Raw genomic sequence first — 23,797 nt, forward strand, 5'->3', positions numbered from 1 at the left:
GGCCATCAGGGTTGTCGATGTCCGCGCGCATGAGTGCTGGCAGCCTGCCGCGCGAGCTCGACGTTGAACTGGGCACCTGCCAGGAGTGCCAGGTTGGACAGCCACAGCCAGATGAGGAAGACCACGACCCCGGCCAAGGAGCCGTACAGGCGGTGGTAGGTGCTCACATGGGAGGCATAGACGGTGAAACCGAGGGAGGTCGACAGCAGGAGCACGATCGCCAGCCCCCCACCCGGCGCCATCTTTCGCAGCGGTCGCGACGGCGCGGGACCGGAACGATAGAGCACCAGGACCAGGGCGATGGCCACCAGTGCCAGAACGGGCCAGCGCAAGGTGTCCCATGCAGCTCTGGGAAGGCTGCCCATCTCCAGCGCTCGGCCCAGGCGTCGTACCAGGCTGCTGCTCAGCAGCAGAGCGAGCGTCGTGGTCAGGAGAAGGACGATCAGCACGATGGCCGTGCCGATGATGCGTGGGGCTGTCCGCCACACTGGCCGGTGCGAGCTGACGTGGTACATGGCGTGCAGAGCCCGGCGAAAGACACTCAGATAGCTGGAGCCCGACCACAGGGCCCCGACCGCGCCGAAGAAGACCAGCAGCCAGGCTGCCGAGGACTGGCCGGCCATCTGCTCCAGGGCACTGCGTAGCAAGTCGCGGGATGCGGCAGGCGCCAGGCGGGTGAGCCGATCGATCACTTCCGGTTTCGCCGTGGGCATGGTGAGCCCCAGCACCGAGAGAAGCACCAGCAGCACGGGGAACAGGGCCAGGACCGCGTAGTAGGTCAAAGCGGCGGCCCAGTCCGTTACGTCGTCGTTCCAGATCGCCACGGGTGTCCGGCGCAGCGCAGCCCACCACCGGCCGATCCGGCCACCGGTCTCGCGCATGGCGCGGATGCTCTTGCTACCCACTGTCCACGCCCCCTCCACTAGCGGCCGACCCCGACCGCCCCTCTCGTCGCATCCCGGCATCCACCACCGGATGCGGTGCGTTGTTGGCCGGCGTCAGCAGAGCGGAGGCCGGATGTCCGGCTGCCCGCCGCCTGCCTTCGTCCGGATGCCGCTCGGGGGACTCGATCCTCGTCGAGGATGTCCCGGACGGCGTCCTTGGCCCCTTCTCCGGTCGGTGTGACGCCCCCTCCGATCTGGTGAGGCCCGTCCTCCGCATCAAGACGCTCGTCGCCGACTGCCTTCCGACCCTCTCTTTCGTCTTGCCCTTGATCTTGTCGCTCGCCTTGGCGACCTTGTCCGACATACTCGTGGGCCCGTCCCTCCAGATCCGTGATTGACGCGCGCGCTGCCCGTTCACCCGCCCCGCATGGAGTGATATGCCGCGCCCACTCGGGGCCGAGCGGTTGGCCCTCCTGCCGACAAAAGAGCAGGGTGAGTCACGGCCACGGGTGCTACGCAGACGCCCCTGACGGCAAGACGATACGACCATGACCGAAGACATCGGTATGGATCCGGCCCCGGGCATCGGCTCCAAGCGACACCAGTTGTTCTGGTACGAGATTCTTGGGTGCGCGCGGCGCGGCCACTGCCTGGAGGGCACAAACGCGGCCCAAGTGCGTCCCGAGGACGGAGTCCTGGTCAAGGACCTCGGGGACGGACTTCGCTGGCACCGGTGTCTGCGCTGTGATGCCTGGCTGCCGGTACGGCCGACAGATCACCCGGACCGGGGTTTCCACCAGGGCGCGCCGAGGCGGAGATTCCGCTGCGTGGCAGGCCTCTGCGTGACCGTTACGTGCTGCGGCTGATCGCGCTCGACCGTGTCGTTCATTTTCTGGTACTCGGCATGCTCGCAATCGCCGTACTGGGCTTCGCACACGAACGCGGACGGCTCAGCGGGGCCTTCTACGCCGTCAGATCACGGTTGTGGAAGGCACCTTGACCGAGCAACGAGAGCGAGCGACCGGGCCTTTCTGGCAGCACTGCTACAGCGCGTGCCGACACAGGCGCTGTGCCGCCTCCGATGTGGTAGCAGGTCCCGGGCGGCGCGGATGATCTCCTCGGTGTCGACGGCGGGGCATCCGCCGAGCCGGCCTGCTCTTACGCCGCCCCCGAAGGTGCCCTGGCTCCGCAAGTCGAAGGGTCATAGCCTTGTGCCATGAGTGACGACGATCGGTTACCGGCCGGCGGCGCGACACGAGTACGCAATGGGACGGCAGACGGCACACCTTCTCGCCCGTGGTACCGAGATCCCCCCGTGCTTGTGCCGGCACTTGTCACGATCATCGCCGCGGTGATCGCACTCGTTCCATACTTCTTCCCCCAGCAACAGCCCGACACGTCCGGCGCCGGCAAGTACGTCGACCCCGAGCAGTGCCTGACGACGGACTGGCCCGGACCCGGCACGACCCAGCCGCAGCAGATCCGGGCCAACAAGAACGTGGCCGAGTACGCGATTCTCCGGAACAAGCCCTGCTGGCGGGCGCTGAAACCGCAACCGTCCACCGCGTTCAACCCTGCAGCCGGGATCCCCGTGCTGTGCTGGGTCAACGCCGACGACGTCTTCGACACCTCTCGGGTCCCTCGTTACGGCTGGTACTTGGTCGCCAATCCTGCCCATCCGGGCGAAACGATCGGTTGGACACCCCAGTGGCCCTACAGGACACCTGCACACGATGTTCCGGTATGCGGTGAGCACGCACAAAGGCCACTGACACCCCTCACCCTCGCCGCTGCCGCTCTGGCAGGCATCACAGCGACCGCACTGATCATCCTGGTGATCAGGCGCAGGCTTCGCAGCTTGGCGCCGGACGATCCGGAGAGCGCGGCGGTCTAAGCGGCATCCTCGTCCTTCTTCCAGGTGGGCAGGAAGTCCGGGCGGTTCGGCCACAGGCGTGCCCCGCGCGTCAGTTCCTGCCACACACCCTCCTGGACCGCACCTTGATCCGGGACCAGAGCCTCCTCCTATATGTGCTCCGCGAGTTCGAGACCTTCCACAACTGGCATCGGCCGCAGCGCGCCATGAATCAAGCCGCACCGCTGCGACCGCTACCCAAACCGATCAGCGTGCCGGCACAGATCGGGTACCTGGAGGTGCGCCGACGAGACCGACTCAGCGCAACCCTTCATGAGTACCGACGTGTCGCTTGACCCGGCCGGATGTTTTATCGGCACCCACAGTGGTGCCTCGGCCCGACGCTTTTGCGAAGGAGCGAACGCCGGGGGGCGCGCGTGCGTCGGGACGGGCGTGGCGGGCCGCGTCGTGGATGACGCCCCGTCGCGACGGGAGAAACGAGCCCTCGCACGCGTCTTGGGTGGTGCACGCTCGCGACGGCGGAGTGCAAGGAGCCTTTGCTGAGGTCCGCACCTCCATCGCGGTTTCAGCCCTGCTCCTGGCGGGTCCGGTGAGGGTGGGTCTGCGTCCTCGGCCTCAGGCGCCTGCGCGTGAAGGCCAGTTGGGGCTACCGCCGGGTCCGTCAGGGATCCCGGCACCCGTGGGCCCGGGGATCGTGACGCCGACAGCGCCCGGCTGTGAACTTCGCGCTCAGAAAGTCCTGTTGGCCTCGTTGACATGCAGCAAGCACAAGCGTTTCACTCAACAACCGTGCATGGCAACGTTGTCAGACCGTCGGAGGGACCGGCACCGTTGCCTCTCGCTGGCATGCCCCTTGTTCGGCACGTCAGCACCTCATGTGCGAAGCGCGAACCGCTGCGGAGGCAACCAATGGTCCGACCCCGACGTTCAGTTGCGCCACGTGACCGAAAGAGATTCCGTCAACGCTTGGCCGTGGTGTCCGTCCTGGGCATTGCCGTACTCCCGCTCCCGGCGATCGGGGGCGCCTATGCCGCGAGCGCCGCGACGACGGCCTTCGTGAAGGACCCCGCGTCCCTCGTCAACCCCCTCATCGGCACCTCCGGTGCGGTGGATACCTTCCCCGGCCCGGACATGCCCGCCGGCATGGTGCAGTGGGGTCCCGACACGACGCCCGACCGCCCTGCGGGCGGGGGCTACGAGTACAACGACAACAAGATCTCCGGCTTCAGCCTCACCCACCTCTCGGGACCCGGCTGTGGCGTGGCGGGCGACCTGCCCATCCTGCCAGTGACGGGCACCCTGTCGGGCGACCTGAGCAACGCGTCTGTCGGCTTCAGCCACGACGACGAGCAAGCGGGCGTCGGGGCCTACAAGGTGACCGATGCGAACGGAGTCAAGACCCAGCTGACCGACACCACCCGCGCGGGGCTGGGTACCTTCACCTTCCCCACGGGCCGGCAGGCGAACCTGCTGTTCAAGCTCAGCGGAGGCGCCACGCAGGTGGACGGGACCCGCGTCCAGGTGGTGAACAAGAAGGAGATCAGCGGCGCGATCGACAGTGGTCACTTCTGCGGCGCGAGCAACAGGTACACCCTGCACTTCGACATCAAGTTCGACCAGCCGTTCACCGCGAGCGGCACCTGGGTCGGCAACGCCATCAACCCCGGCGCGACGTCGCTGAAGGCGGGCAGGTCCCAGCAGACCCTGCAGGCGCACCCGTCGAAAGCGCTCAAGGAGAAGCACTTCACCGTTCCGGCGGCGCCGTCCCCGACCGTGCACGGGAGCGGCAGCACCTCCTCCAGCACGCCGTCCCCGGCACCGAGCGCCGGTGCTGCACCCCAGGCGTCCGCCACGGGCAAGGCCGTCGAGCCCCCCACGACGGGTGCGAACGGCATGTACCTGACCTTCGACACCTCCTCGAACCCGACGGTGAGCGCGAAGGTCGGCATTTCGTACACGAATGACGCAGGTGCGGCGGACAACGTCACCACCGAGATCAGGAATTGGAACTTCGACGCCGTCGAGCAGGCGAACCACGACGCCTGGAACGCGGTGCTGAACAAGATCCAGGTCGGCGGCGGGTCCTCGGATCAACAAGTGCAGTTCTACACGGCGCTCTACCACGCGCTGCTGCACCCGAACGTCTTCTCGGACGACAACGGCCAGTACATGGGCATGGACGACCAGGTCCACAAGCTGACCCGGGGGCAGCAGGCGCAGTATGCCAACTACTCGGGCTGGGACACCTACCGCTCCCAGACCCAGCTGATGGCGATGGTCGAGCCCAAGGTCGCCGGCGACGTCGTCACCTCGATGCTCAACGGCTACGACCAGACGGGCCTGCTGCCCAAGTGGGCCTCGAACAACGGGGAGAGCTACGTGATGGTCGGTGACCCGGCTGCCGGCATCATCGCCGACGCGTACGCCTTCGGCGCGACGGGCTTCGACACGGGCAAGGCGCTCGCCGCCCTGCAGCACGAGGCCACCGTCCCGAACAACGACCGCCCGGGCGAGTCGGTGCGGGACGCGAAGGGCTACCTCCCGCTGGACGAGAACGACTACGGCTGCTGCAATTTCTACGGCCCGGTCTCCACGCAGTTGGAGTACGACTCCGCCGACTACGCCGTCGCCGCCTTCGCGAAGTCGCTGGGCGAGATGGCCGTCTACACGAAGTTCGCCACCCGTGCCCAGGACTGGATGAACGTCTTCAACCCGCAGACCGGCTACATGCAGGGCAAGAACAAGGACGGCCATTTCGCGGGCGGTTTCACCCCCGGCACCTCCAACGGCTTCGTGGAGGGCACGTCGGCCCAGTACACGCCGATGGTCCCGTTCAACCTGCAGCAGCTCATCCAGGCGCGCGGCGGTGACAAGGCGTACTCGTCCTTCCTGGACAGCCTGCTCGACAACATCACGAACCCCGGCGACACCAACGCCAACCTCAGCAACGAGCCCAGCGTGGAGATCCCCTGGGAGTACGACTACACGGGCCAGCCGTGGAAGACCCAGGCGGCCGTCCGCGCGGCCCAGCAGGACCTGTACTTCAACGCTCCGGTGGGTTCGTTCGGCAACGACGACCTCGGCGCGATGAGCTCCTGGTACGTCTGGTCCGAGCTCGGCATGTACCCGGAGACGCCGGGTACGGACACCTTGGCACTCGGCAGCCCGGCGTTCCCGGTGGCCAAGGTGACCTTCGCAAGCGGCAAGACGGTGCAGATCAACGCGCCGCAGGCGGCACCCGACGCGCCGTACGTGCAGTCACTCGGTGTCCAGGGCAAGGAGTGGAAGACCTCCTGGTTGACGTACCAGCAGCTCCAGGGCGCGGGCACGATCGACTTCACGCTCGGCACCCAGCCCAACACCTCCTGGGCGTCCGACCCGTCGGCGGTGCCGCCGTCGGACACCACGGGCGGCGGCCGAGTGCTGGCGGCGACCGGTCCCTCCAGCGACGGCCTGGTGCTCCAGCCGGGCACGTCCGGTGACGGGACACTCGACCTGACCAACCTCGGCAGCAAGGCCGTCACGGTCGACTGGAAGGCGACGGCGCCCTCCGGCGTCACGCTGGCCACGGCATCGGGCTCGTTGCAGGTGCCCGCCTCGGGCAGCGCCGAGGCGAAGGTTCACGTGACGGCGGGCGCGAACGAGGGCACGTTCCCGGTCACCTTCGCACTGACCGACCACAGCACCGGTACGGCACTGAGCGGGGCAACCCTCCGCGTGGCCGTCGCCAAGGCCGGCGCGCTGTGGCCGTACGACACCAACGAAGGCATCTACCCCGACGGCACGAAATTCTCCGGCGGCTTCGACGACGGCGGCTGGGCGTTCTCGCAGAACGCGCTCTCGGCGGCGGGCGTCACGAGTGGCTCCACCGTCACCGTCGACGGCATCTCCTACATCTGGCCGACGGTGACGTCCGGTCAGCTGGACAACCTGGAGATGGCCGGCCAGACCGTCCACATGCCGGCTGGTACGTCGGGTGCGTCGCTGGGGCTGCTGGGCACGGCGACCAACGCGCCGACCGACGGCAGCGGGGTCTCCGGCACGGTGACCGTCACCTACACCGACGGGACCACCTCCCAGGCGACGGTCGGCTTCTCGGACTGGACGCTCAACGGCGGGTCGAGCAAACCGCTCGCGGGTGACACGACGGCCGTGACGACGGCCTACCGCAACACCGGGAGCGGGGGCCGGGACAACGTGAAGACCTACGTCTTCGCCACGAAGGTGCCACTCGACGCGTCCAAACAGGTGGCATCCATCACCCTGCCCGTCACGGGCTCGACCGGCACCGATCACCTGTTCGCCTACGGCTTCGGCCAGTGAGGCACGGCAGTCGCTGACGACGACGGGCCGGTTCCCGGGCGTGAGCCCGGGAACCGGCCCCGCGAGCGTGAAGCGCGGCGGGAAGCCTCGAACTCCTCGGGCGGAGCACGTCGGCCACTCCCCTTGACGGGCGGTCTTGCGGCATGCCGCGTGCGACGCCCGCACGGACGCAGGTGCCGCACGCGGCCGAAGGCCGAGCGTCAAGCGGAGGGCGCCGAGGCCGGGGTGTACTCGAACCAGTCGAAGGCGACCGCGCCCTCGGTGGCGTACATGCCGATAACGCGGCCGGTGAAGCCGCAGGCGACCTCGGTGGACAGGTAGCGCCCGTCCAGTTCGACGAGTGGCTGGGCGCCCGGGGCGTCGGGATCGCCGAGCCAGAAGGCGACGGTGTCAGGGCCGGTGGTCCCGCCATCGGTGAGTTCGGGCGACGCGGGCACAAGGTCGGACGTGCGGATCGCGACGGTGAGGGTCAGCGGCCCGGACGGGACCGGTCGGCTGGCCACGGTCTGGCGCAACGGACCGATCCGGGCGACGACGCCGGCCTCTCCGTTCCCGACCTCCAGTTCGTAGTGGTGGGCTTCGTCCAGGCGCACGCTGAGGCCGCCGCGTCCGGTACCCGGGTCGATCGCAGTGGTGACGCGGCAGTCGTGGTGTTGCTGGCGGCGGCCGACGAAGGTGTACCCGGGGCGGTCGAGGGTGGCGCCGGTGGCTCTGAGGACCAGCCAGCCAGGGCGCTCGGTGAGCGACCAGGAGCCCTCTGGGCGGGTGAATGGCGAGACCCAGTGCGGCGCGAGAGCGGACTCGTCGAAGTCGTCGCGGGCGGGCAGGGGCGGAACGGGGTGCCAGACACCGCCCGGGGCCGCGTGACTCTCGGGAACGGGCGCGACGACGGGCCAGCCGTCCTCGTCCCACTCCACGGGGGTCAGGAACGTCTCGCGGCCGAGCACGTGCACGTCGGGCGTGAAGCCGCGGGGCCGGACGCCGAGCAGCACCATCCACCAACTGCCGTCGGTGGCCTCCACCAGGTCGGCGTGGCCGGTGTTCTGGATGGAGCGGCCGGTACCGCTGTGGGACAGCAGGGGGTTGGCGGGTGCGCTTTCCCAGGGGCCGCGCGGCGAGCGGCCGCGGGCGATGGACACGCTGTGGCCGCGTTCGGTGCCGCCTTCCGCGATCAGCAGGTACCACCAGTCGCCGATGCGGTAGAGGTGCGGCGCCTCGGGGTACTTGAGGCCGCTGCCCGACCACGTGGCAAAGGGTCCCTCCAGCACCTCCCCCTTGACCGCGTCGATCCTGGCCATGTTGATGCCGCCTTCGGGCCCGGAGAAGGCGCACCAGCAGGTGCCGTCCTCCTCCCAGGCCAGATCGGGGTCGATCCCGGTCAGGTCGATCCACACCGGGTCGCTCCACGGCCCCTCGGGCCGCTCGGCCGAGACGACGAAGTTGCCGCCGCCGTCGATATTGGTGCTGATGACCCAGTAAAGGCCGTCGTGGTGGCGGATCGTGGGGGCGTAGAGGCCGCCGGACGCCTTGGCACCGGGGAGAGGCAGCGGCAGTTGCTCGGGCCGGTCGAGCACGTTGCCGATGTGCTCCCAGTGCACGAGGTCCTTGCTGTGGAAGAGCGGCAGCCCGGGGAAGTATTCGAAGCTGGAGCACACCAGGTAGTAGTCGTCACCGACCCGGCACACGCTCGGATCGGGGTGGAATCCGCTGATCACAGGGTTGTCGTACGTACGCACAGAATGTGTTCCTTTCGGGCCGCCCGGCGCCGTGGCGCGAGTCCAAGAGGTGCCGTAACTGCTGGTCGCAGGTTCAGCGGGTTGATCCCGCGTCAGTTCGGCAAGCTGATCACCGCGCTGCGGCTGGAGGGAGTGGACCCCTCCAGCCCGAGCCCTGCCCGCGCGTGTCCATCTGGAGGTGGGCGTACTCGGCGGACGCCGCGAGCAGGTTCTCCAGCACATCCCCCCTCTCGTTGCGTCAGCGGCACTCGACGGTGACCACGGGGTGCAGCATGCGGGTGTGGTCGACCTCCCGGACCGGGCCGGTCAGGTGCAGCGGGACCGTGATGCGGTGGTCGGTGCTGCTGGCGGAGATCCGCAGCTCCAGCTCGCCGGGTTCGACGATGCGACGGCCTCCGCGGCCGGTGAAGGAGGCCAGGTCCGCGGGCAGTTCCAGGAGGACCCGGCAGACTTCCCCGGCTTTGAGCGGGAGGCGCCGGTAGCCGACGAGGCGCTGCACCGGCTGGACCACGGAGGCCACCGGGTCGTGCAGGTAGAACTGCACCACCTCGCAGCCGGAGCGTTCGCCGGTGTTGCGGACCTCGAAGGCGATCCGGAAGCTGCCGTCGGTGCCGGTCTCCGCGACGCTGACGTCGAGCGCGGACCACTCGAATTCCGTGTAGCCGAGCCCGTGGCCGAACCCGTAGGCGGCGCTGGTACTGGTGCTGGACACGTCGCTGTCCTGGGCCAGCCGGGCGGCCAGGTAGGTGGAGGGCTGGACACCCTTGTGCCGCGGCACACTCACAGGCAACCGTCCGGAGGGGTTCACCCGCCCGCTGAGTACGCCGGCGATCGCCTCGGTGCCCGCCTCCCCAGGAAAGAAGGACTGCACGATCGCCGCCGCCTCCGTCTCGGCGCGCCCCAGTGTGTACGGGCGGCCCGCCAGCATGACGAGCACCACAGGTGTGCCGGCATCCAGCAAGGCGTCGAGCAACTGCTCCTGCACGCCAGGCAGTTGCAGTGACTCTACGTCACATCCCTCGCCGCTGGTGCCGCGGCCGAACAGGCCGGCGCGGTCCCCGAGGGCGAGCACCACGACGTCGGCGATGCGGGCCGCCGCGACCGCCTCGGCGAAGCCGGCCGTGCTGTCGCCGTCGACTGTCGCACCGGGTGCGGAGAGGATCTCGGCGTCGGGGAACTCGGCCGCCAAGGTCTCGCGCAGCGTGGGCAGTGCGATGCCGGTCGGGACCTCGGGGTGTTGCGAGCCGACGTGCACGGGGAAGGAGTAGCAGCCCAGCACGGCTGTCGGGGTGTCGGCGTTGGGGCCGATCAGCGCGATCCGGCGGGGGCGGCCGAGCGGCAGCGTGCCGTCGTTGCGCAGCAGCACGACGGCCTGCTCCGCCAACTCGCGCGCCAGCCGCTGGTTGGCCGGGGGGTCGAGGTCGACGCTGCCGCGCAGCGCCTCGGGAACGGTCGGATCCGCTCCGGAGAGCGCCTGCGGAAGCGGGTTCCAGTCAGGGTCGAGCAGGCCGAGCTGTGCCTTCTGGATGAGGACCCGGCGCAGGGCGCGATCGATCAGTTCCTCAGGGACGGTGCCGGCCTCGACCGCGTCGAGCAACGGCTGTCCGAATGTCTTGACGGTCGGCAGTTCGACGTCGACGCCGCTGGCGAGGGCGAGCCCGGCCGCCTCGTCCCAGCTTCCGGCGACGCCGTGCAGGAGCTTGAGGAAGGAGATGCCGAAGTAGTCCGCCACCACCGTCCCGTCGAAGCCCCAGGTGTCCCGGAGCAGACCGGTGAGCAGTTCCTGGTCGGCGGCCGAGGGGATGCCGTCGGTGTCGGTGTAGGCGTGCATGACCGAGCGTGGTCGGCCCTCGCGCAGCGCCATCTCGAACGGGGGAAGGATGACGTCGGCACGCTCGCGGACACCCATGGTGACCGGCGCGAGATTGCGGCCGGCCCGCGAGGCGGAGTAGCCGGCGAAGTGCTTGAGCGTGGCGACGATCCCGGCGGACTCCAGGCCCTGCACGTAGGCGGTGGCGATGGTGCCGACCAGGTACGGGTCCTCGCCGATGGTCTCCTCTACGCGGCCCCAGCGGGCGTCGCGCACCACGTCGAGCACAGGGGCGAGGCCTTGGTGGACGCCGACGGCGCGCATGTCGGTCCCGATGGCGGTGGCCATGGTCCGCACCAGCTCGGGGTTGAAGGTCGCTCCCCAGGACAGCGGGACCGGGTAGGCGGTCGCCCCCCAGGCCGCGAACCCGGCCAGGCACTCCTCGTGGGCGATCGCGGGTATGCCGAAGCGGTTGGCGGCGACGATGCGTTGCTGGGAGCGGGCGAGCGAGAGCGCACCGACGGCGGCGTCCACGGGAACGGTACCGAAGGGCCGGGTCAGCTGGCCCAGACCGTACGGCAGCAGCTCGTCCAGGTCCGGCGGCTCCTCCATCTCGTGCTGATGCGGGGCGACCTCGCCGCCCTCGTCGGAGGCGCCCACCCAGACGCCGACCAGCTGTGCGGTCTTCTCCCGCAGGGTCATCGCCGCGATCAGGGCGTTGGCCCTGATGGCGGGGTCGAGCGAGACGTCCCGCCACACAGGGGTGGCGAACTCGACGGTGGGGTTCATGTCGCCGGTCACTTTCCTCCGACCCCCATGAGCCCCTGGACCAGGGCGCGGCGGGCGAACAGGTAGACGATGAAGATGGGGAGCATGGACAGCACCACGGCGCTGAGCAGTCCGGGGACGTCGACGCCGTGTTCGGTCTGGAAGTTGTACAGACCGAGGGTGATCACCTTGGTCGAGTCCGACTGGGTCAGGATCAGCGGGAAGAGGAAGCCGTTCCAGGCCTGCAGGGCCGAGAAGACGACGATGGAGGAGAGCCCGCCTTTCGACAGTGGCAGGACCAGTTGCCGGAAGACCCGCCGCGGGGAAGCTCCGTCCATCGCCATGGCTTCGTACAGGTCGGGGGTGATGTCGCGCATCGCCCCGGTCAACACCAGGGTGCACACCGGCAGCGAGAACGCGGCGGTGGGCAGGATGACGCCGATCAGGTGGTCGTAGAACCCGGCCTGGCTGATCACGTAGAACATGGGCACGATCACCGCCTGCGCGGGGACCGCGAGTCCCAGCAGGAAGACCCGGAACACGACGGTGATGGTCCGGCCCTGGGCGCGCACGATGGCGTAGGCGAGCGGCGGCACCACCACCAGCACGATGCCGACGACGCTGACGGTGACGATCAAGGTGTTGAGGAAGTCCTGGCCGAAGCCGTTGGAGAACGCGTTGAAGTAGTTGCTCAGGGTCAACTGCGACGGAAAGCTCAGCGGGCCCTGGGTGGAGTAGTTGGAGGTGGTGCGCAGGGTCGCCATCAGCAGCACGTAGAGCGGCAGGCCGACCAGAGCGAGCCATATCAGGGAGCCGAGCCCGGCAAGGTAGTTGGGGCGCCGCATCAGATCCCCTCCGCTGTACTGCGCATCTTGTCGTAGCCGGAGAGCCGGACCACGGCCAGGGAGATGAGGGTGGCGACCACGACCAGGACCAGCGCGATGGCCGAGCCGGCGCCGAAGTCGAACTCCTTGAAGCCCTGCTCGTACATGTAGTAGGCGCTGACCGTGGTGTCGGTGCCGGGGCCGCCCTGGGTGAGGATCAGCACCGTGTCGAAGGTGGTGAGCCCGCCGACGACCATGAGGATCACCGAGGTGATCATGGTGTTGCGCAGTTGCGGCAGGGTGATGTGGAAGAACTGCCGCACGGTGCCGGCCCCGTCGATCGCCGCGGCCTGGTAGAGCACCTGCGGAACCGCGCGGGCGCCGCCCTGGTAGAGCAGCGCGTGCAGGGGGGTGAACTGCCACATTCCGACGAAGGTCAGCACCGCGATCGAACCGGACTGGCTGCCGAGCAGGTTGCCGTTGCCGAACAGCCAGGGAAGCTGGCCCGGGATGCCGAAGTTGGGGTCGAGCAGGGCGCGCCACAGCACCGAGACCGCGGTCGCCGAGAGCAGCAGGGGGAGGAAGAAGATCGCGGACAGCACGGCCCGGTTGCGCTGGGGTCCGGCCGCCCAGACGCCCAGCAGGATGCTGATGGGCGTCTGTGTCACGACCCCGAGCACGGTGAGCACGACGGTGAGCCAGATACTCTGGGTCATCACCGGGTCGTGGATCAGCTTGGTCCAGTTCGCCAGACCGTTGAAGTGTGGCGAGGTGATGCCGTCCCAGCTGGTGAAGGACAGCACCGCGACCAGCACCAGCGGGAGGATCGCGAACAGCAGGAAGAAGACGGTCGCCGGTACCGCCCAGGCGAAGCCCGGGCGGGTCACCCCGACGCCGGCCTGGCGCGCCTTGAGGCGGCGGCCGGACACGGCTGCGAGAGAAAGTGAGCTCATTGGTCCTACTCAGGAGTTGGACAGCGACTGCATCGCCTGGATGAAGCCGTTGGCGTCGGTCTTGCCGTCGAAGAACTTCTGAATGGCCGTGTGGAGCGGCGTGGCCGCCGCCGGCGGGTAGGCCTGGTCCCAGGACAGCTGGAACGACGGGGCGGCCTTGACCAGGTTGAACTGGAACTGCGAGTAGTCAGGGCTGGCCGAGGTGGACAGGAACTTGGCGGTGTTGGTGGTGGTCGGCAGGTTGCCGATGCCGAGCTGGGCCTTCACGAACTCGTCGGAGTACATGAGCTTGAGGAAGGCCGCCACGGCGTCGGGGTGCCGGGTCTTCTTCAGGACGGAGTAGAAGTTGTTGGTGTTGCCGACGACGTCGTTCGGGTCGCCCTTGCCGCCGCTGACGGTCGGGAAGGCGCTGTAGCCGAGGTCGTTCTTGGCGAAGTCGGGATTGTTCGACTGCTGGGTGGAGTACTCCCAGGAGCCCATCAGCTCGAAGGCGGCCTTGCCCTTGGCCAGCAGCGCCGGGGAGCCGCCGTCGGTGAACTTCACCGAGTCGAAGTTGCTGCCGAATGCGCCGGCGTCGACCAGCTGCTTCAGCATGCCCAGAGCCTTCTGGCTGTCCGGGCCCGCCCACGCGCTCTTGTCACCTGCGAGCGCCTTCTGGAACAGGCCCGGTCCGGCGACCCGGTCGAAGACGTACTCGAACCACATGAGGGTGGGCCACTGGTCGCCGCCGCCGAGCGCAATCGGGGTCAGGCCCTTGGCCTTGAGCACCTTGACGGCGTTGATCAGGTCGTCCCAGGTCCGCGGGACGCTCAGGCCGGCGCTCGCCAGGACCTTCTTGTTGTTGAAGAGCAGCACGGGCTGCGTGCCGCGCATCGGGACACCGTAGGACTTGCCGTCGACCACCGCGGTGTTGAATACCGAGGGGAGGAAGTTGGCCTTGAGTCCCGGGTCCTTGGCGATCATGTCGTCCAGGGGGAGCAGGAGGTTCTTCTTGGCGAAGGGCGCGATGCTGCCGCCGCCCCAGTTGAAGAAGATGTCCGGGGCCTGCGGGGTGTTGATGATCGTGTTGAGCTTCTGCTGGTAGTCGGCGCCCGGGATGGTGTCCAGCACCGCCTTGACCTTCGAGGTCTTGTTGAACGTGTCGACGATCTGCTTCTCGACCTTGTTCGCGGCGTCCCCGTAGACGAGGACGTGGATCGTCGCGGAGTTGGAGCCGCCGCTGGACCCGCACCCGGCGGTCAGACCGAGCACCAGCGCGGTCGCTGCCGCTACTGCGGCGAATCTGTTCCGGGTTGCACCGTTGTGAGCGGTCACGCGAAGAGAACCCATGGCTTGCCGTCCATCGATAGTTTCGAAGGGAGTTCCGAATGATGCGGGAAACCTAGGCGTCACATCGACCGCCGTCAAGGATTTGGCAGGCCCATCTCGGTACGGAGGTACCGGCGAGGCCCTGACCAGCTAGCATCCGTCGCGTACAGTCGCCAGGACTTCGTACTTCGCACACCCGGGGCAGCACAGGAGGGATCGTGGCCAGAGCGGCGACACTCGCCGAAATCGCGCGCGAGGCGGGGGTGTCCACTCCGACTGTTTCGAAAGTCCTCAACGGCCGCGCGGACGTCGCCTCCGCCACCCGGGAGCGGGTGGAGGAGCTGCTGCATCAGTACGGCTACCAGCGGCGACGCAGCAGCGCCCAGTCCAGTCCATTGCTGGAGCTGGTGTTCCACGAGATGGAGAGCGCCTGGGCGATGGAGGTCATCCGCGGCGTCGAGAACGTCGTCAGCGAGGAGGGAATGAGCGTCGTCCTGTCAGACTCCTCGGGCCAGCTCAGCCTTGGGCAGTCCTGGATGGACGGGGTGCTCGCCCGCCGCCCCACGGGCGTGGTCCTGGTGCTGTCCGGGCTCGACAAGGCTCAGCAAGCGCAACTGACCAGTCGCGACATCCCGTTCGTGGTGATGGACCCGGCAGGGGACTCCGGTCAGGACATGCCGGCGGTCGGGACGACCAACTGGAACGGCGGCCTCGCCGCCACCCGCCACCTGCTCGACCTGGGCCACCGGCGCATCGGCATGGTCGCCGGACCACGGCGGATGATGTGCAGCCGCGCCCGGATCGACGGCTATCGGGCCGCGCTGGAGACCACCGGCGTCGCCTTCGATCCCGCACTGATCCGCGAGGGCGACTTCCACCACGAAACCGGCTACCGGGTGGGCCTGGAGCTGCTGCGCCTCAAGGACCGGCCCACGGCGATCTTCACCGGCAACGACCTGCAGGCGCTCGGCCTCTACGAGGCCGCGCGGGAGTTGGGCCTGCGCATCCCGGAGGATCTCAGCGTCGTCGGCTTCGATGACCTGCCCATCGCCCGCTGGGTCGGCCCACCCCTGACCACCGTCCGCCAACCGCTGACCGAGATGGCCGAGGTCGCCGCGCGCATGGTGATCGACCTCGCCCGTGGCAACCCACCGTCTGCGCTGCGTGTGGACCTGGCCACCAGCCTGGTCGAGCGCAGCAGCACAGCCCGGCCACCGGCCGCCTACCACCACTGAGCGCCGGCACCTTCGAAATTTCGAAAGCACACGACGCGTCGCTCCGGTGGCGACCGCGAGCCCAGAGGCCATTCCTGGTCCTTCCGCACTTGGCGGCCGTAGCCATCGAAGCCCGGCAGTACCAAGCCGGGGCAGTAGCGGCCTGATCGGGCTCATGCCAAGAGCGGTGTCGGCGGCGCAGCCCTGCCATCCCGCGGAGAACCCTTCGCCCCAAGGGGCCAGTCCATGAACGCCGGTCCGATCGGCCCGAGGGTGACCGGACACAGTGCGCGGGACGGCAGCCTGGTCAGGGAGGGGAAGCGTGACCGCCACCAGCAAGATCTGACCCGACGACGGTGAAGGTCGAGCGCCGCGGCAGAGCCGACTGCACCGCCTGATGCGCTACATCCCCCTGATCGCCCCCGTCCTGCTGTGGGCCGTGCCCGGCTGGGTGCTCCTCCACAGCGGCCAGCACTGGCCGCTACCCGTCACGCTGGCCGGCAGCACCCTGTTCGCCCTCGGCCTCATGTGTATGCCGCTCGCGATGGTGCGCGGCCACGGCCGGCGCCGGCAGGACCGGGCGGCGATCATCGGCGACACCCTGCTGGGCACCAGCTGGACCCTGTTCACCTGGTCCGTTCTGCTCGGCGTCCTGTTGCGGCTAGCCCTGACCGTGGCCGGCGTCGGCGAGAGCCAGGACCGCGCCCGAATCGTCACGTGCGCCGTCCTCGGCATAACCGCCGTACTGCTCGCCTGGGGGTACGCCGAGGCCCGCCGCGTGCCACGCGTGCGCCGACTCGACGTGCAACTCCCCCGGCTGGGTGCCGGATTGGACGGCATACGCGTCGTCCTCATCACTGACACCCACTACCGCCCGCTCGATCGCGCCCGCTGGTCGGCGGGGGTCTGCGAGACGGTCAGCTCAAGAGCGTGCAGGACACGAACGTGACCAGGACTTCCTCGATCATCCTCCCAGCGGCGGCCGCAACTTCAACACCTGGCGGCGGGAGATCCCGCCGAGGCTGCAGTGGACATCGACGGCGTCCTCGTCCTGACCCACTCCGAGAAGCAAGACGCCGCCGCGACCTGGAAGAAGACATTCGGCCACCACCCGCTGATGGGGTTCGTCGACCACGGCCGCGGCGGGTCCGGCGAGCCGGTCGTGGGCCTGCTGCGGCCCGGCAACGCGGGCTCCAACACCGCCGCCGATCACATCGAGGCCACCAAGCTGGCCCTGGCCCAGCTGCCCAAGCGGTTGCGGCGCGGCCGGCAGACGCTGATCCGTACCGACTCCGGCGGCGGCGCCCACGAGTTCGTCGCCTGGCTCGCCCAGCGCGGAAGGTGGCTGTCGTACTCGGTCGGCATGACCATCACCGACGCCATCCACCAGGCCGTCCTGAAGGTCCCGACCTCAGCCTGAACACCGGCAGTAGAACCCGACGGCGACATTCGCGACGGCGCCTGGGTCGCCGAACTCGCCGGCGACTTTTTGAAGGTGCTGCCTTGTCCTCTGGGCCGGGGTCCAGAGGACTTCGTGGTCAGCGCCTGTGGTAAGGCAGCGACGAGCCGGACGCGGTCGCGAGTACGGCTTCCGTGCCGAGGCTGTTGCCGCTGTCCTGGTACATGGACAGTTGGCCGTCGGACCAGCGCACGAGGTAGTCGTTGGTCCGGTTGTCGGTGCTGGTGAAGTTGCCCGCTGTGGTGAGCGTGGCGTGGGTCCACAGCGTGCTCGGGGCCCGCAGTCGGACCTCTCCGTGGAAGCCGTACTGGTTGATGTCCGGGTAGAGGGTCAGTTCACCGTCGGACCAGCGGACCACGAGGTCTGACTCGTTGGTTCCGGCCAGGTCGGCTGACGTGAGGGATGTAGCGTGCGTCCAGGTGGAGTTGGGAGAGTTGAGCCGGACCTCGCTGTGGAGGCCGGTGGAGTTGATGTTCTTGTAGAGAGTGGTTTCGCCGTCGGACCAGCGCACGATCAGGTCGTCGGCCCAGTGGTCGTCGGTGGTGTAGTGGCCCGCGATCATGGCGACCTCGTGCTGCCACAGGGTGCCCGGCTTGACGAGTGTGATCTGGCTGTGCAGGCCGCGCGCATCGACGTCGGGGAAGAGGGTGAGGCTGCCGTCGCTCCAGCGCACCAGCAGGTCGTAGGTGTTGGCGCCGGTGAAGTCGCCGGCCGTGACGGAGACGGCCTTCGTCCAGGTGGTGTTGGCCGCGGCGAGCCGTATTTCCTTGTCGAACCGTCCGTTGCCACCGCCTCGGTACAGCGTCAGCTCGCCGTCCGACCAGCGCACGATCAGGTCGCTCTTGTCCGGGTCGGGCGAGGGCGAGGACGTGAAGGAGCCGGAGGTGACGAGGGTGGCATGGGTGAGTGTGGAGGCGCCGGGAAGCACGTTGGGACGTGCGGGGGTGGTGCCGTCGACCGCCGCCTTGTACAGGTTCTGGATGTCGGAGCCGTAGGGAGAGCTGTAGGAGATGTCGTCGGTCGGTCCGCCGGTGTCCCAGCCGCCGATGCTGCCGACCACGTCGCCGGTGCCGGTGGTCGGGTCGAAGTTCTCCAGGAACGGGCTACCGCTGGTGCCGGATGCGTAGCCGTTGCAGGCGATCCGGAGGTACGAGCCGGGGGTGCCGTCGGTCGGACTGTACTGCGTGGTGTTGTTGTCGCAGGTCAAAGGCTGCGTGGCGGTGCCAGGGTAGCCGACCAGCCGAATGCGGGGGAAGGCGTAGCCGCGGCCGGTGGCCAGGTTGTTGCCGCCCACCACGTCCTGCACCTGCTTGCCGTCGCTGCGCGCACCGACCTGGGCGAACGCCACGTCCCACGGGGCACCCTGAACGTGTCCTCGGTCGTAGTAACGGGGATCGACCCAGACCCGGCTGCGGCCTTCGGAATCGGTGGCGACGGGGAAGATGCCATATGGCTCGGGACTGGCCGCGGTCCACTGGGGGACGAACGCGAGCGAGCCGCCGCCTGCCCGCCCGTCCATGCAGTGCCCGGCGGTGAGCACGATGTTGTGGTGCGGGCTGTTGATGACGCTCGCGGTGCAGAAGTAGGAGCCGCTGCTGGTCTGCATGTACATCCGGCCGACCATCGGCAGCCCGCCGAAGTAGGAGCTGACGGGACCTGTCCCGCCCGTGCTCGTGGGGGACGAGCTGGGCGAGGCGGTGGGGGTCGCCGGGCCCGACGCGCTGGGGGAGGTGCTCGGGGAGGCGGACGAGATATCCGTCGGCCCGGCGGTCGGGGTGTCCGTAGCCGTGGCGGAGGGATCCGGGGTCGAGGTGTCGGTGGGGGTGTCCGTCGGGCCGGCGGTGTCGGTCGCCGTGGCGTCCATCGGGACCTCGCGCAGGTCCTGGGCGTTCACGCCACCGGTCACCGACGGCTTGACGAGCCCCTGGAGCGTGGGGGAAGCGGCCTTGCCCGCGGTCCGCGGTTTGGCGTCCGGAAGCGGCTTTGCTTCTGCCATGCGCTGCGCGGTCCAGAACCGCTTGGCCGCAAAGGCTGTCCAGTGCGGCGCGGCGGCTGGGAGACGCGGGGCGGTGTCCGGTATCGCGGACGTGTACGCCGGAGGGGCGTTCGTGGCGCCTGCCGTATCGACCGAGACGAAGAGAGTTCCGGCCAGCGCGGTGATCACTCCGGCGGCGGCCACGAGAAGGGCACCGCGCCGACTCGCGCGGTGCCCGACAGTTCTACTCACTTTTGGGCTGAATTCCCCCCACTTGGCGTGACTCTCCGTCACGCAGGCGATAGGACTAGCAGAGAGTACGGCACTGTTGTTCGGTGATCGAACCATAGGGTGAATGCGCCTGAGTGATGGACCGGCGGCCGGTGCCGGCTCCCGAACGCACAGCGGGATCGGGGTCAGGCGGCGCGCGCGAAGGCCTGCTGGTGGAGGCCGACGAGTGCCGCGGGCCAGGCGTTCGCCGAGTACGGGCGCATCGCCAAGACCCTGCACCTGTTCCGCGTCGTCGACCCAGTCGACGACACCTACCGGCGCCAGACGAACCGGCAGCTCACCGTGAGTACCTCGATCGCCGGCGCATTCCAGGCCTGGCGGTCTTCTCGAAGGCCATGGGCGCGCCGCGCGCGTCCAGTCCCCCTCCCCCGTAACGCGGGCCGTTCGGCGTGCCGTTCACAGCGAGAGCGGAGAGTCAAGACGAGAACTGGTCCCGCCGCTACGGGAAAAGCGGCGGGCCCAGCAAGCCACCACGATGCCAAGCGACGATCACGCCGCATTCCAGGGCCTCGACCTGCCGCAGGCCAACTACGTGTACGTGTGGGCCGATGGCCTGCACCCCCAAGGTCCGACTCGGCCAGGCCCACAGCTGCGTGCTGGTGTTGATGGGAGAGCGGCTGGACAGCACCAACGTTCTTGTGACGTCCGTCTGAGGCCATCGGGCTCCGGGTCCGGGGCCCGGCCGGCCGGCCAGGTAGCCACGAAGCCGGACTCCGGACCAGCGCGTCCCGGTCAACTTGCGGTGAGGCGGGCGGCAATGCGCTTGACGCCGGGGACACCGTGCGTCCCGGGCCAGGGCGAGGGCCTGGCACAAGGGTCCTGCGCCCTCGTCCGCGGGGACGCTCCCGGTGAGGTCGAAGACGGCCCGCAAATACGCGGCAACCATCGACACGCCGCACGGGCCAAGCAAGTGCTTCGAAGCCCGCGTCGAACGCATCGGCAGGAAGCCGCTGATCGGACGGTTCGGCGAAATCCCGCTGAGAACAGAAAGACGGTCATCACCGACCGTCGGCTGGCCCCGGTCAACACCAAACGCAAGGAACTGGTCACCCGGCTCCTCGCCGGGCGGTGCGAGGCATGCGGACGCGTCGACGAGGTGGAAGTTCACCACGTCGCCACACTCGCCGGCCTCGGACGATCAGGAGCCTGGCCGCCGTGGGCAGATCTCATGGCCGCCCGGCACCGTAAAGCCCTTGTGGTCTGCGGAAGTTGCCACGCGGACATGCACGGCAAGAACTCTGCCGCAGCACTCATGGAGTAGTCACTGGAGAGCGACGTGCGGCGAAAGGCGCATGCATCGTTCGGCCTGGGGCCGTGGGAAAAGGACCTGCTGAGCAGGCACCTCGCCGACGGCCCACCAGTACTCTCTGGCACAACCTGAGCGAAGCCGCCGAGCGAAGTGTTGCGCAGCACCGCCGCTGCCTGTGGCGTCTTGACGCCAGCAGCGCGCCGACCTGAATCCGCCGTCATCCCGGCCGCGGACCTGTCAGCGTCGCCTTTGGCCACGAGGCCATCGGTTCGCCGACCGGACCCGGTCCCGGCAGGCACAGAAGCCTCGCGGCACGCCACCCGCCGTCAATTGCAGGGCTGGGTTGCCCGTCCCACAACAAGATATCGAACATAATTCGAACAATGCGATACGTGCTTCGTCCTCGGCCTGGACGATCTGCTCGCCTTTCGCCTCGCCGCGCGACCTTCGCCGGATGTGGGCGTAGTGTCCGGGTATGAGTGACGCTCTGTGCGGCTGGTGTGGGGCTGCGCCGCAGGAGCCTCTGGGGCATGACCGCCTGCGCTGCCGGCCTGCCCATCGGCAGGCGATCAGGCGTGCACGTCGCAGGTGGCAGCAGGCTGCTCAGGCGTGGGGAATGATGACGGGGGCCGGTGCTGAGCTACGGCTCCGGGGGCAGGCCGTCACTGTGCGTCCGGTCCGGCAGTCACCCCCGACCGGAGGAGTGGCGGGCTGGCACAGCGCCGTGGTGACGCGGGTGCCGGATCTGGCCCGGCAGCTGGTGCGGGCGGCGGTGACGGCCGACCGGAAGGCCGGCGCCGGCTGGGCGCAGATCGGTGCCGTACTTGGGATCTGTGGCGAGGTCGCTCGCGCTCGCTTCGGGAGCACGCGTGCTGTTCCTTCCGGCGTCCGCAGGAGGTGAGGGACGTGCAGCAGCTTGCCGACTTCGCCCCTGGCCTGGAGCAGCTCGATGTTCCCCTGGCAGACGTCATGCGGGACACCGGTGCCTCGGTGGGCCTGCTGTATCTGCTGCCGCCCGGTGAGCGGGTACTGCAGCTGACGGTGATATCCGGGGTATCCCAGCAGATTGCAGCCCCCTGGGCGCGAGTCACGGTGGGCGCCCCGTTGCCGGCGGCGGACGCCGTACGACAACGACGCATGGTGTGGCTGAGCAGCCAGGAGGAGGTGGCACGCTGCTACCCTCAGCTGGCGCTCGTGCTGCCCTACGAATTCATGTTGGCTGCTGCCCCGGTCAGCTGTGGCACCACTGTGTGGGGTGCCCTGGTACTGCTGTGGCCTATCTGGCGTCCGCCGCAGCTGAGCTCACGTGAACGGGATGCGCTGGGCACGTGCTGCGAGTGCGAGGGTGTGCTCCTGCAGCAGGCTGCCGGCCAAGGACTGCCGTTGTTGCCCACCGACCAGCCGCGGGTTTTGGCCCCCGTGCGTTCCGGCCGCATGGTGTCGGGCGAGGCACCGGCCGCATTCGACTTCGCTGAACGGCTGCCGCAGGGCTGCTGCGCACTCGATCTGGACGGGCGGGTCACTTTCATCAACACCGCGGCCGGCGACCTGCTCGGCGCGGGGGTCGGCGCCTTGCTGGGCAGCCGTCCCTGGGAGAGCCTGCCGTGGCTGCACAACCCCCTCTTCGAGGACCGGTACCGGGCAGCGGTGGTCAGCCGCTGGCCCACCTCCTTCACCATCCTGCGCCCGCCGGACCAATGGCTGTACTTCCAGCTCCACCCGGACGACAGCGGCATCAGCATCCAGATCACCCCGGTCCCGGCCGAGCATGCCAAGCCCACCATGCCGTGGCAGCACAGCCCACCGGCTCCAGAGGTCGGGGCGACAGCCCTGTACCACCTCACCCACCTGGCGGCCGGCCTCACGCAGGCTGTCGGGGCGGACGACGTGGTCGAACTGGCCTGTGACCAGATCGTCCCCGCCTTCGGCCCCCAAGCCCTCGCCCTGTTGACCGCGGAGGAAGGCCGGCTGCGCGTCATCGGCACCTGCGGCTTCAGCGCCGAACTCACCGAGATCTTCGACTCCCAGCGCCTGGCCTCCGACACCCCTGCCGTCCGGGCCCTGCTCACGGGCGACCCAGGCTTCTACGCCACCTTCGCCGACCTCAAACGCGCCTACCCCCCAGCGGTTCACAAAGACGAGCTGCCCGCCTGCGCAACCTTGCCCCTGATCGCCTCCGGCCGCACCGTCGGCACGCTCATCCTCGGCTACGACCGGCCCCGCCCCTTCCCCGCGCCGGAACGCGCCATCCTGGCTTCCCTGGCCGGCCTGATCGCCCAGGCCCTGGACCGCGCCCGCCTCTACGACATCAAGCACCAGCTCGCCCACACCCTGCAAACAGGCCTGCTGCCCCACACCCTGCCCACGATCCCCGGTCTGGACGCCGCCGCCCGCTACCAGCCCGCCGGCCACGGCATCGACATCGGCGGCGACTTCTACGACCTCATCCCCTGCGGCGAAGCATCCGCAGCCGCGGCGATCGGCGACGTGCAGGGCCACAACATCACCGCCGCGGCCCTGATGGGACAAGTCCGCATCGCCGTCCACGCCCACGCCACCGCCGGCACACCCCCCGGCGAAGTCCTCGCCCGGACCAACCGTCTCCTCATCGACCTCGACCCGGGACTGTTCACCAGCTGCCTGTACGCCCACCTCGACCTCACACACCACCGCGCCCGCCTCGCCACCGCCGGACACCCCCCACCCCTGATCCGCCACCCCGACGGCCACACCGAAATCCTCCACCTGCCCCCCGGCCTGCTCCTGGGCATCGACCCCGACGCCACCTACCCCACCACCGAGATCCCGTTCCCTTCCGGCACCCTCCTCGCCCTGTACACCGACGGCCTGATCGAAACCCCCGGCACCGACATCGACGACGCCACCGCCGACCTCGTCACCTGCCTCGCACAGGCGCCAGACCAGACCATCGGCGCCCTCGCCGACACCCTCGTCAACCACTGCCTCCCGACCCAACACCAGGACGACATCGCCCTGCTCCTCATCCAGGCCACAGCACCCCACCAGGGGACCTGAAACGCGGCACTTCAACCCCCGTGAAGCGTGAAAGCCCCAGACCCTGGCGGACGGAGCCGATGGCCGGTCTGCGCAGGCCTCACAGGGTGTGATC

Annotated in this window: 12 protein-coding genes and 3 pseudogenes; 8 read left to right on the forward strand and 7 right to left on the reverse strand. The window is 68.9% G+C overall.

What is annotated here, in order from left to right; genetic code table 11:
- Positions 1-5 precede the first annotated feature (5 nt).
- Positions 6-881: a YihY/virulence factor BrkB family protein gene (locus ACWCQS_RS43075; protein ID WP_451009577.1), complete on the reverse strand. Its 876-nt coding sequence runs from the start codon at positions 879-881 to the stop codon at positions 6-8.
- Between the two features lie 1,219 nt (positions 882-2,100).
- Between ACWCQS_RS43075 and ACWCQS_RS43080 the strand changes: the two genes are divergently transcribed.
- A complete protein-coding gene (locus tag ACWCQS_RS43080; protein ID WP_451009578.1) occupies positions 2,101-2,778 on the forward strand; it encodes a hypothetical protein in 678 nt (225 codons plus the stop codon).
- A 951-nt stretch (positions 2,779-3,729) separates the two neighbouring features.
- Positions 3,730-7,080 carry a lectin gene (locus ACWCQS_RS43085; RefSeq protein WP_451009597.1) on the forward strand — a complete coding sequence of 1,117 codons (3,351 nt, stop codon included), beginning with the start codon at positions 3,730-3,732 and terminating at the stop codon, positions 7,078-7,080.
- Positions 7,081-7,280: 200 nt separating this feature from the next.
- Here the strand turns inward: ACWCQS_RS43085 and ACWCQS_RS43090 are convergent, their stop codons facing one another.
- From ACWCQS_RS43090 to ACWCQS_RS43110, 5 genes are all read right to left on the reverse strand, one after another.
- On the reverse strand, positions 7,281-8,816 hold the full coding sequence (locus tag ACWCQS_RS43090; RefSeq protein ID WP_451009579.1) for a glycoside hydrolase family 43 protein: 1,536 nt from the start codon (positions 8,814-8,816) through the stop codon (positions 7,281-7,283).
- 238 nt (positions 8,817-9,054) lie between these two features.
- Positions 9,055-11,415, reverse strand: a complete 2,361-nt coding sequence (locus tag ACWCQS_RS43095) for a beta-xylosidase/alpha-l-arabinosidase (RefSeq protein WP_451009580.1) — start codon at positions 11,413-11,415, stop codon at positions 9,055-9,057.
- A gap of 8 nt (positions 11,416-11,423) precedes the next feature.
- Entirely contained in the window at positions 11,424-12,242 is an 819-nt protein-coding gene (locus ACWCQS_RS43100; protein ID WP_450986562.1) for a carbohydrate ABC transporter permease, read from the reverse strand.
- Entirely contained in the window at positions 12,239-13,171 is a 933-nt protein-coding gene (locus ACWCQS_RS43105; RefSeq protein ID WP_451009581.1) for a carbohydrate ABC transporter permease, read from the reverse strand. The genes ACWCQS_RS43100 and ACWCQS_RS43105 overlap by 4 nt, the downstream gene beginning before the upstream one ends.
- Positions 13,172-13,180: 9 nt before the next feature.
- The gene (locus ACWCQS_RS43110; RefSeq protein ID WP_451009582.1) at positions 13,181-14,500 is read right to left on the reverse strand and encodes an ABC transporter substrate-binding protein; all 1,320 of its coding nucleotides are present in this window, start codon (positions 14,498-14,500) and stop codon (positions 13,181-13,183) included.
- 197 nt (positions 14,501-14,697) lie between these two features.
- On the opposite strand from ACWCQS_RS43110, the gene ACWCQS_RS43115 reads away from it, so the two are divergent.
- The 3 genes and pseudogenes from ACWCQS_RS43115 to ACWCQS_RS43125 form a co-directional block, all read left to right on the forward strand.
- Positions 14,698-15,714 carry a LacI family DNA-binding transcriptional regulator gene (locus tag ACWCQS_RS43115; protein ID WP_451009583.1) on the forward strand — a complete coding sequence of 339 codons (1,017 nt, stop codon included), beginning with the start codon at positions 14,698-14,700 and terminating at the stop codon, positions 15,712-15,714.
- Between the two features lie 325 nt (positions 15,715-16,039).
- A pseudogene (locus ACWCQS_RS43120) lies at positions 16,040-16,618 on the forward strand (metallophosphoesterase); the annotation flags it as partial.
- Positions 16,619-16,711: 93 nt separating this feature from the next.
- A pseudogene (locus ACWCQS_RS43125) lies at positions 16,712-17,197 on the forward strand (transposase); the annotation flags it as partial.
- Positions 17,198-17,231: 34 nt separating this feature from the next.
- Here the strand turns inward: ACWCQS_RS43125 and ACWCQS_RS43130 are convergent.
- Complete coding sequence (locus ACWCQS_RS43130) at positions 17,232-19,331, reverse strand: trypsin-like serine peptidase (RefSeq protein WP_451009584.1); 2,100 nt, start codon at positions 19,329-19,331, stop codon at positions 17,232-17,234.
- A 571-nt stretch (positions 19,332-19,902) separates the two neighbouring features.
- Here ACWCQS_RS43130 and ACWCQS_RS43135 point away from each other — a divergent pair.
- The 3 genes and pseudogenes from ACWCQS_RS43135 to ACWCQS_RS43145 form a co-directional block, all read left to right on the forward strand.
- Positions 19,903-20,059: pseudogene (locus tag ACWCQS_RS43135) on the forward strand (IS256 family transposase); the annotation flags it as partial.
- Between the two features lie 116 nt (positions 20,060-20,175).
- Positions 20,176-20,679, forward strand: coding sequence for an HNH endonuclease (locus ACWCQS_RS43140; RefSeq protein ID WP_451009585.1), 504 nt, complete (start codon positions 20,176-20,178; stop codon positions 20,677-20,679).
- Between the two features lie 894 nt (positions 20,680-21,573).
- Positions 21,574-23,703, forward strand: a complete 2,130-nt coding sequence (locus ACWCQS_RS43145) for a SpoIIE family protein phosphatase (RefSeq protein WP_451009586.1) — start codon at positions 21,574-21,576, stop codon at positions 23,701-23,703.
- Positions 23,704-23,797: the final 94 nt, after the last annotated feature.

Source organism: Streptomyces sp. NPDC002076, assembly GCF_053593835.1.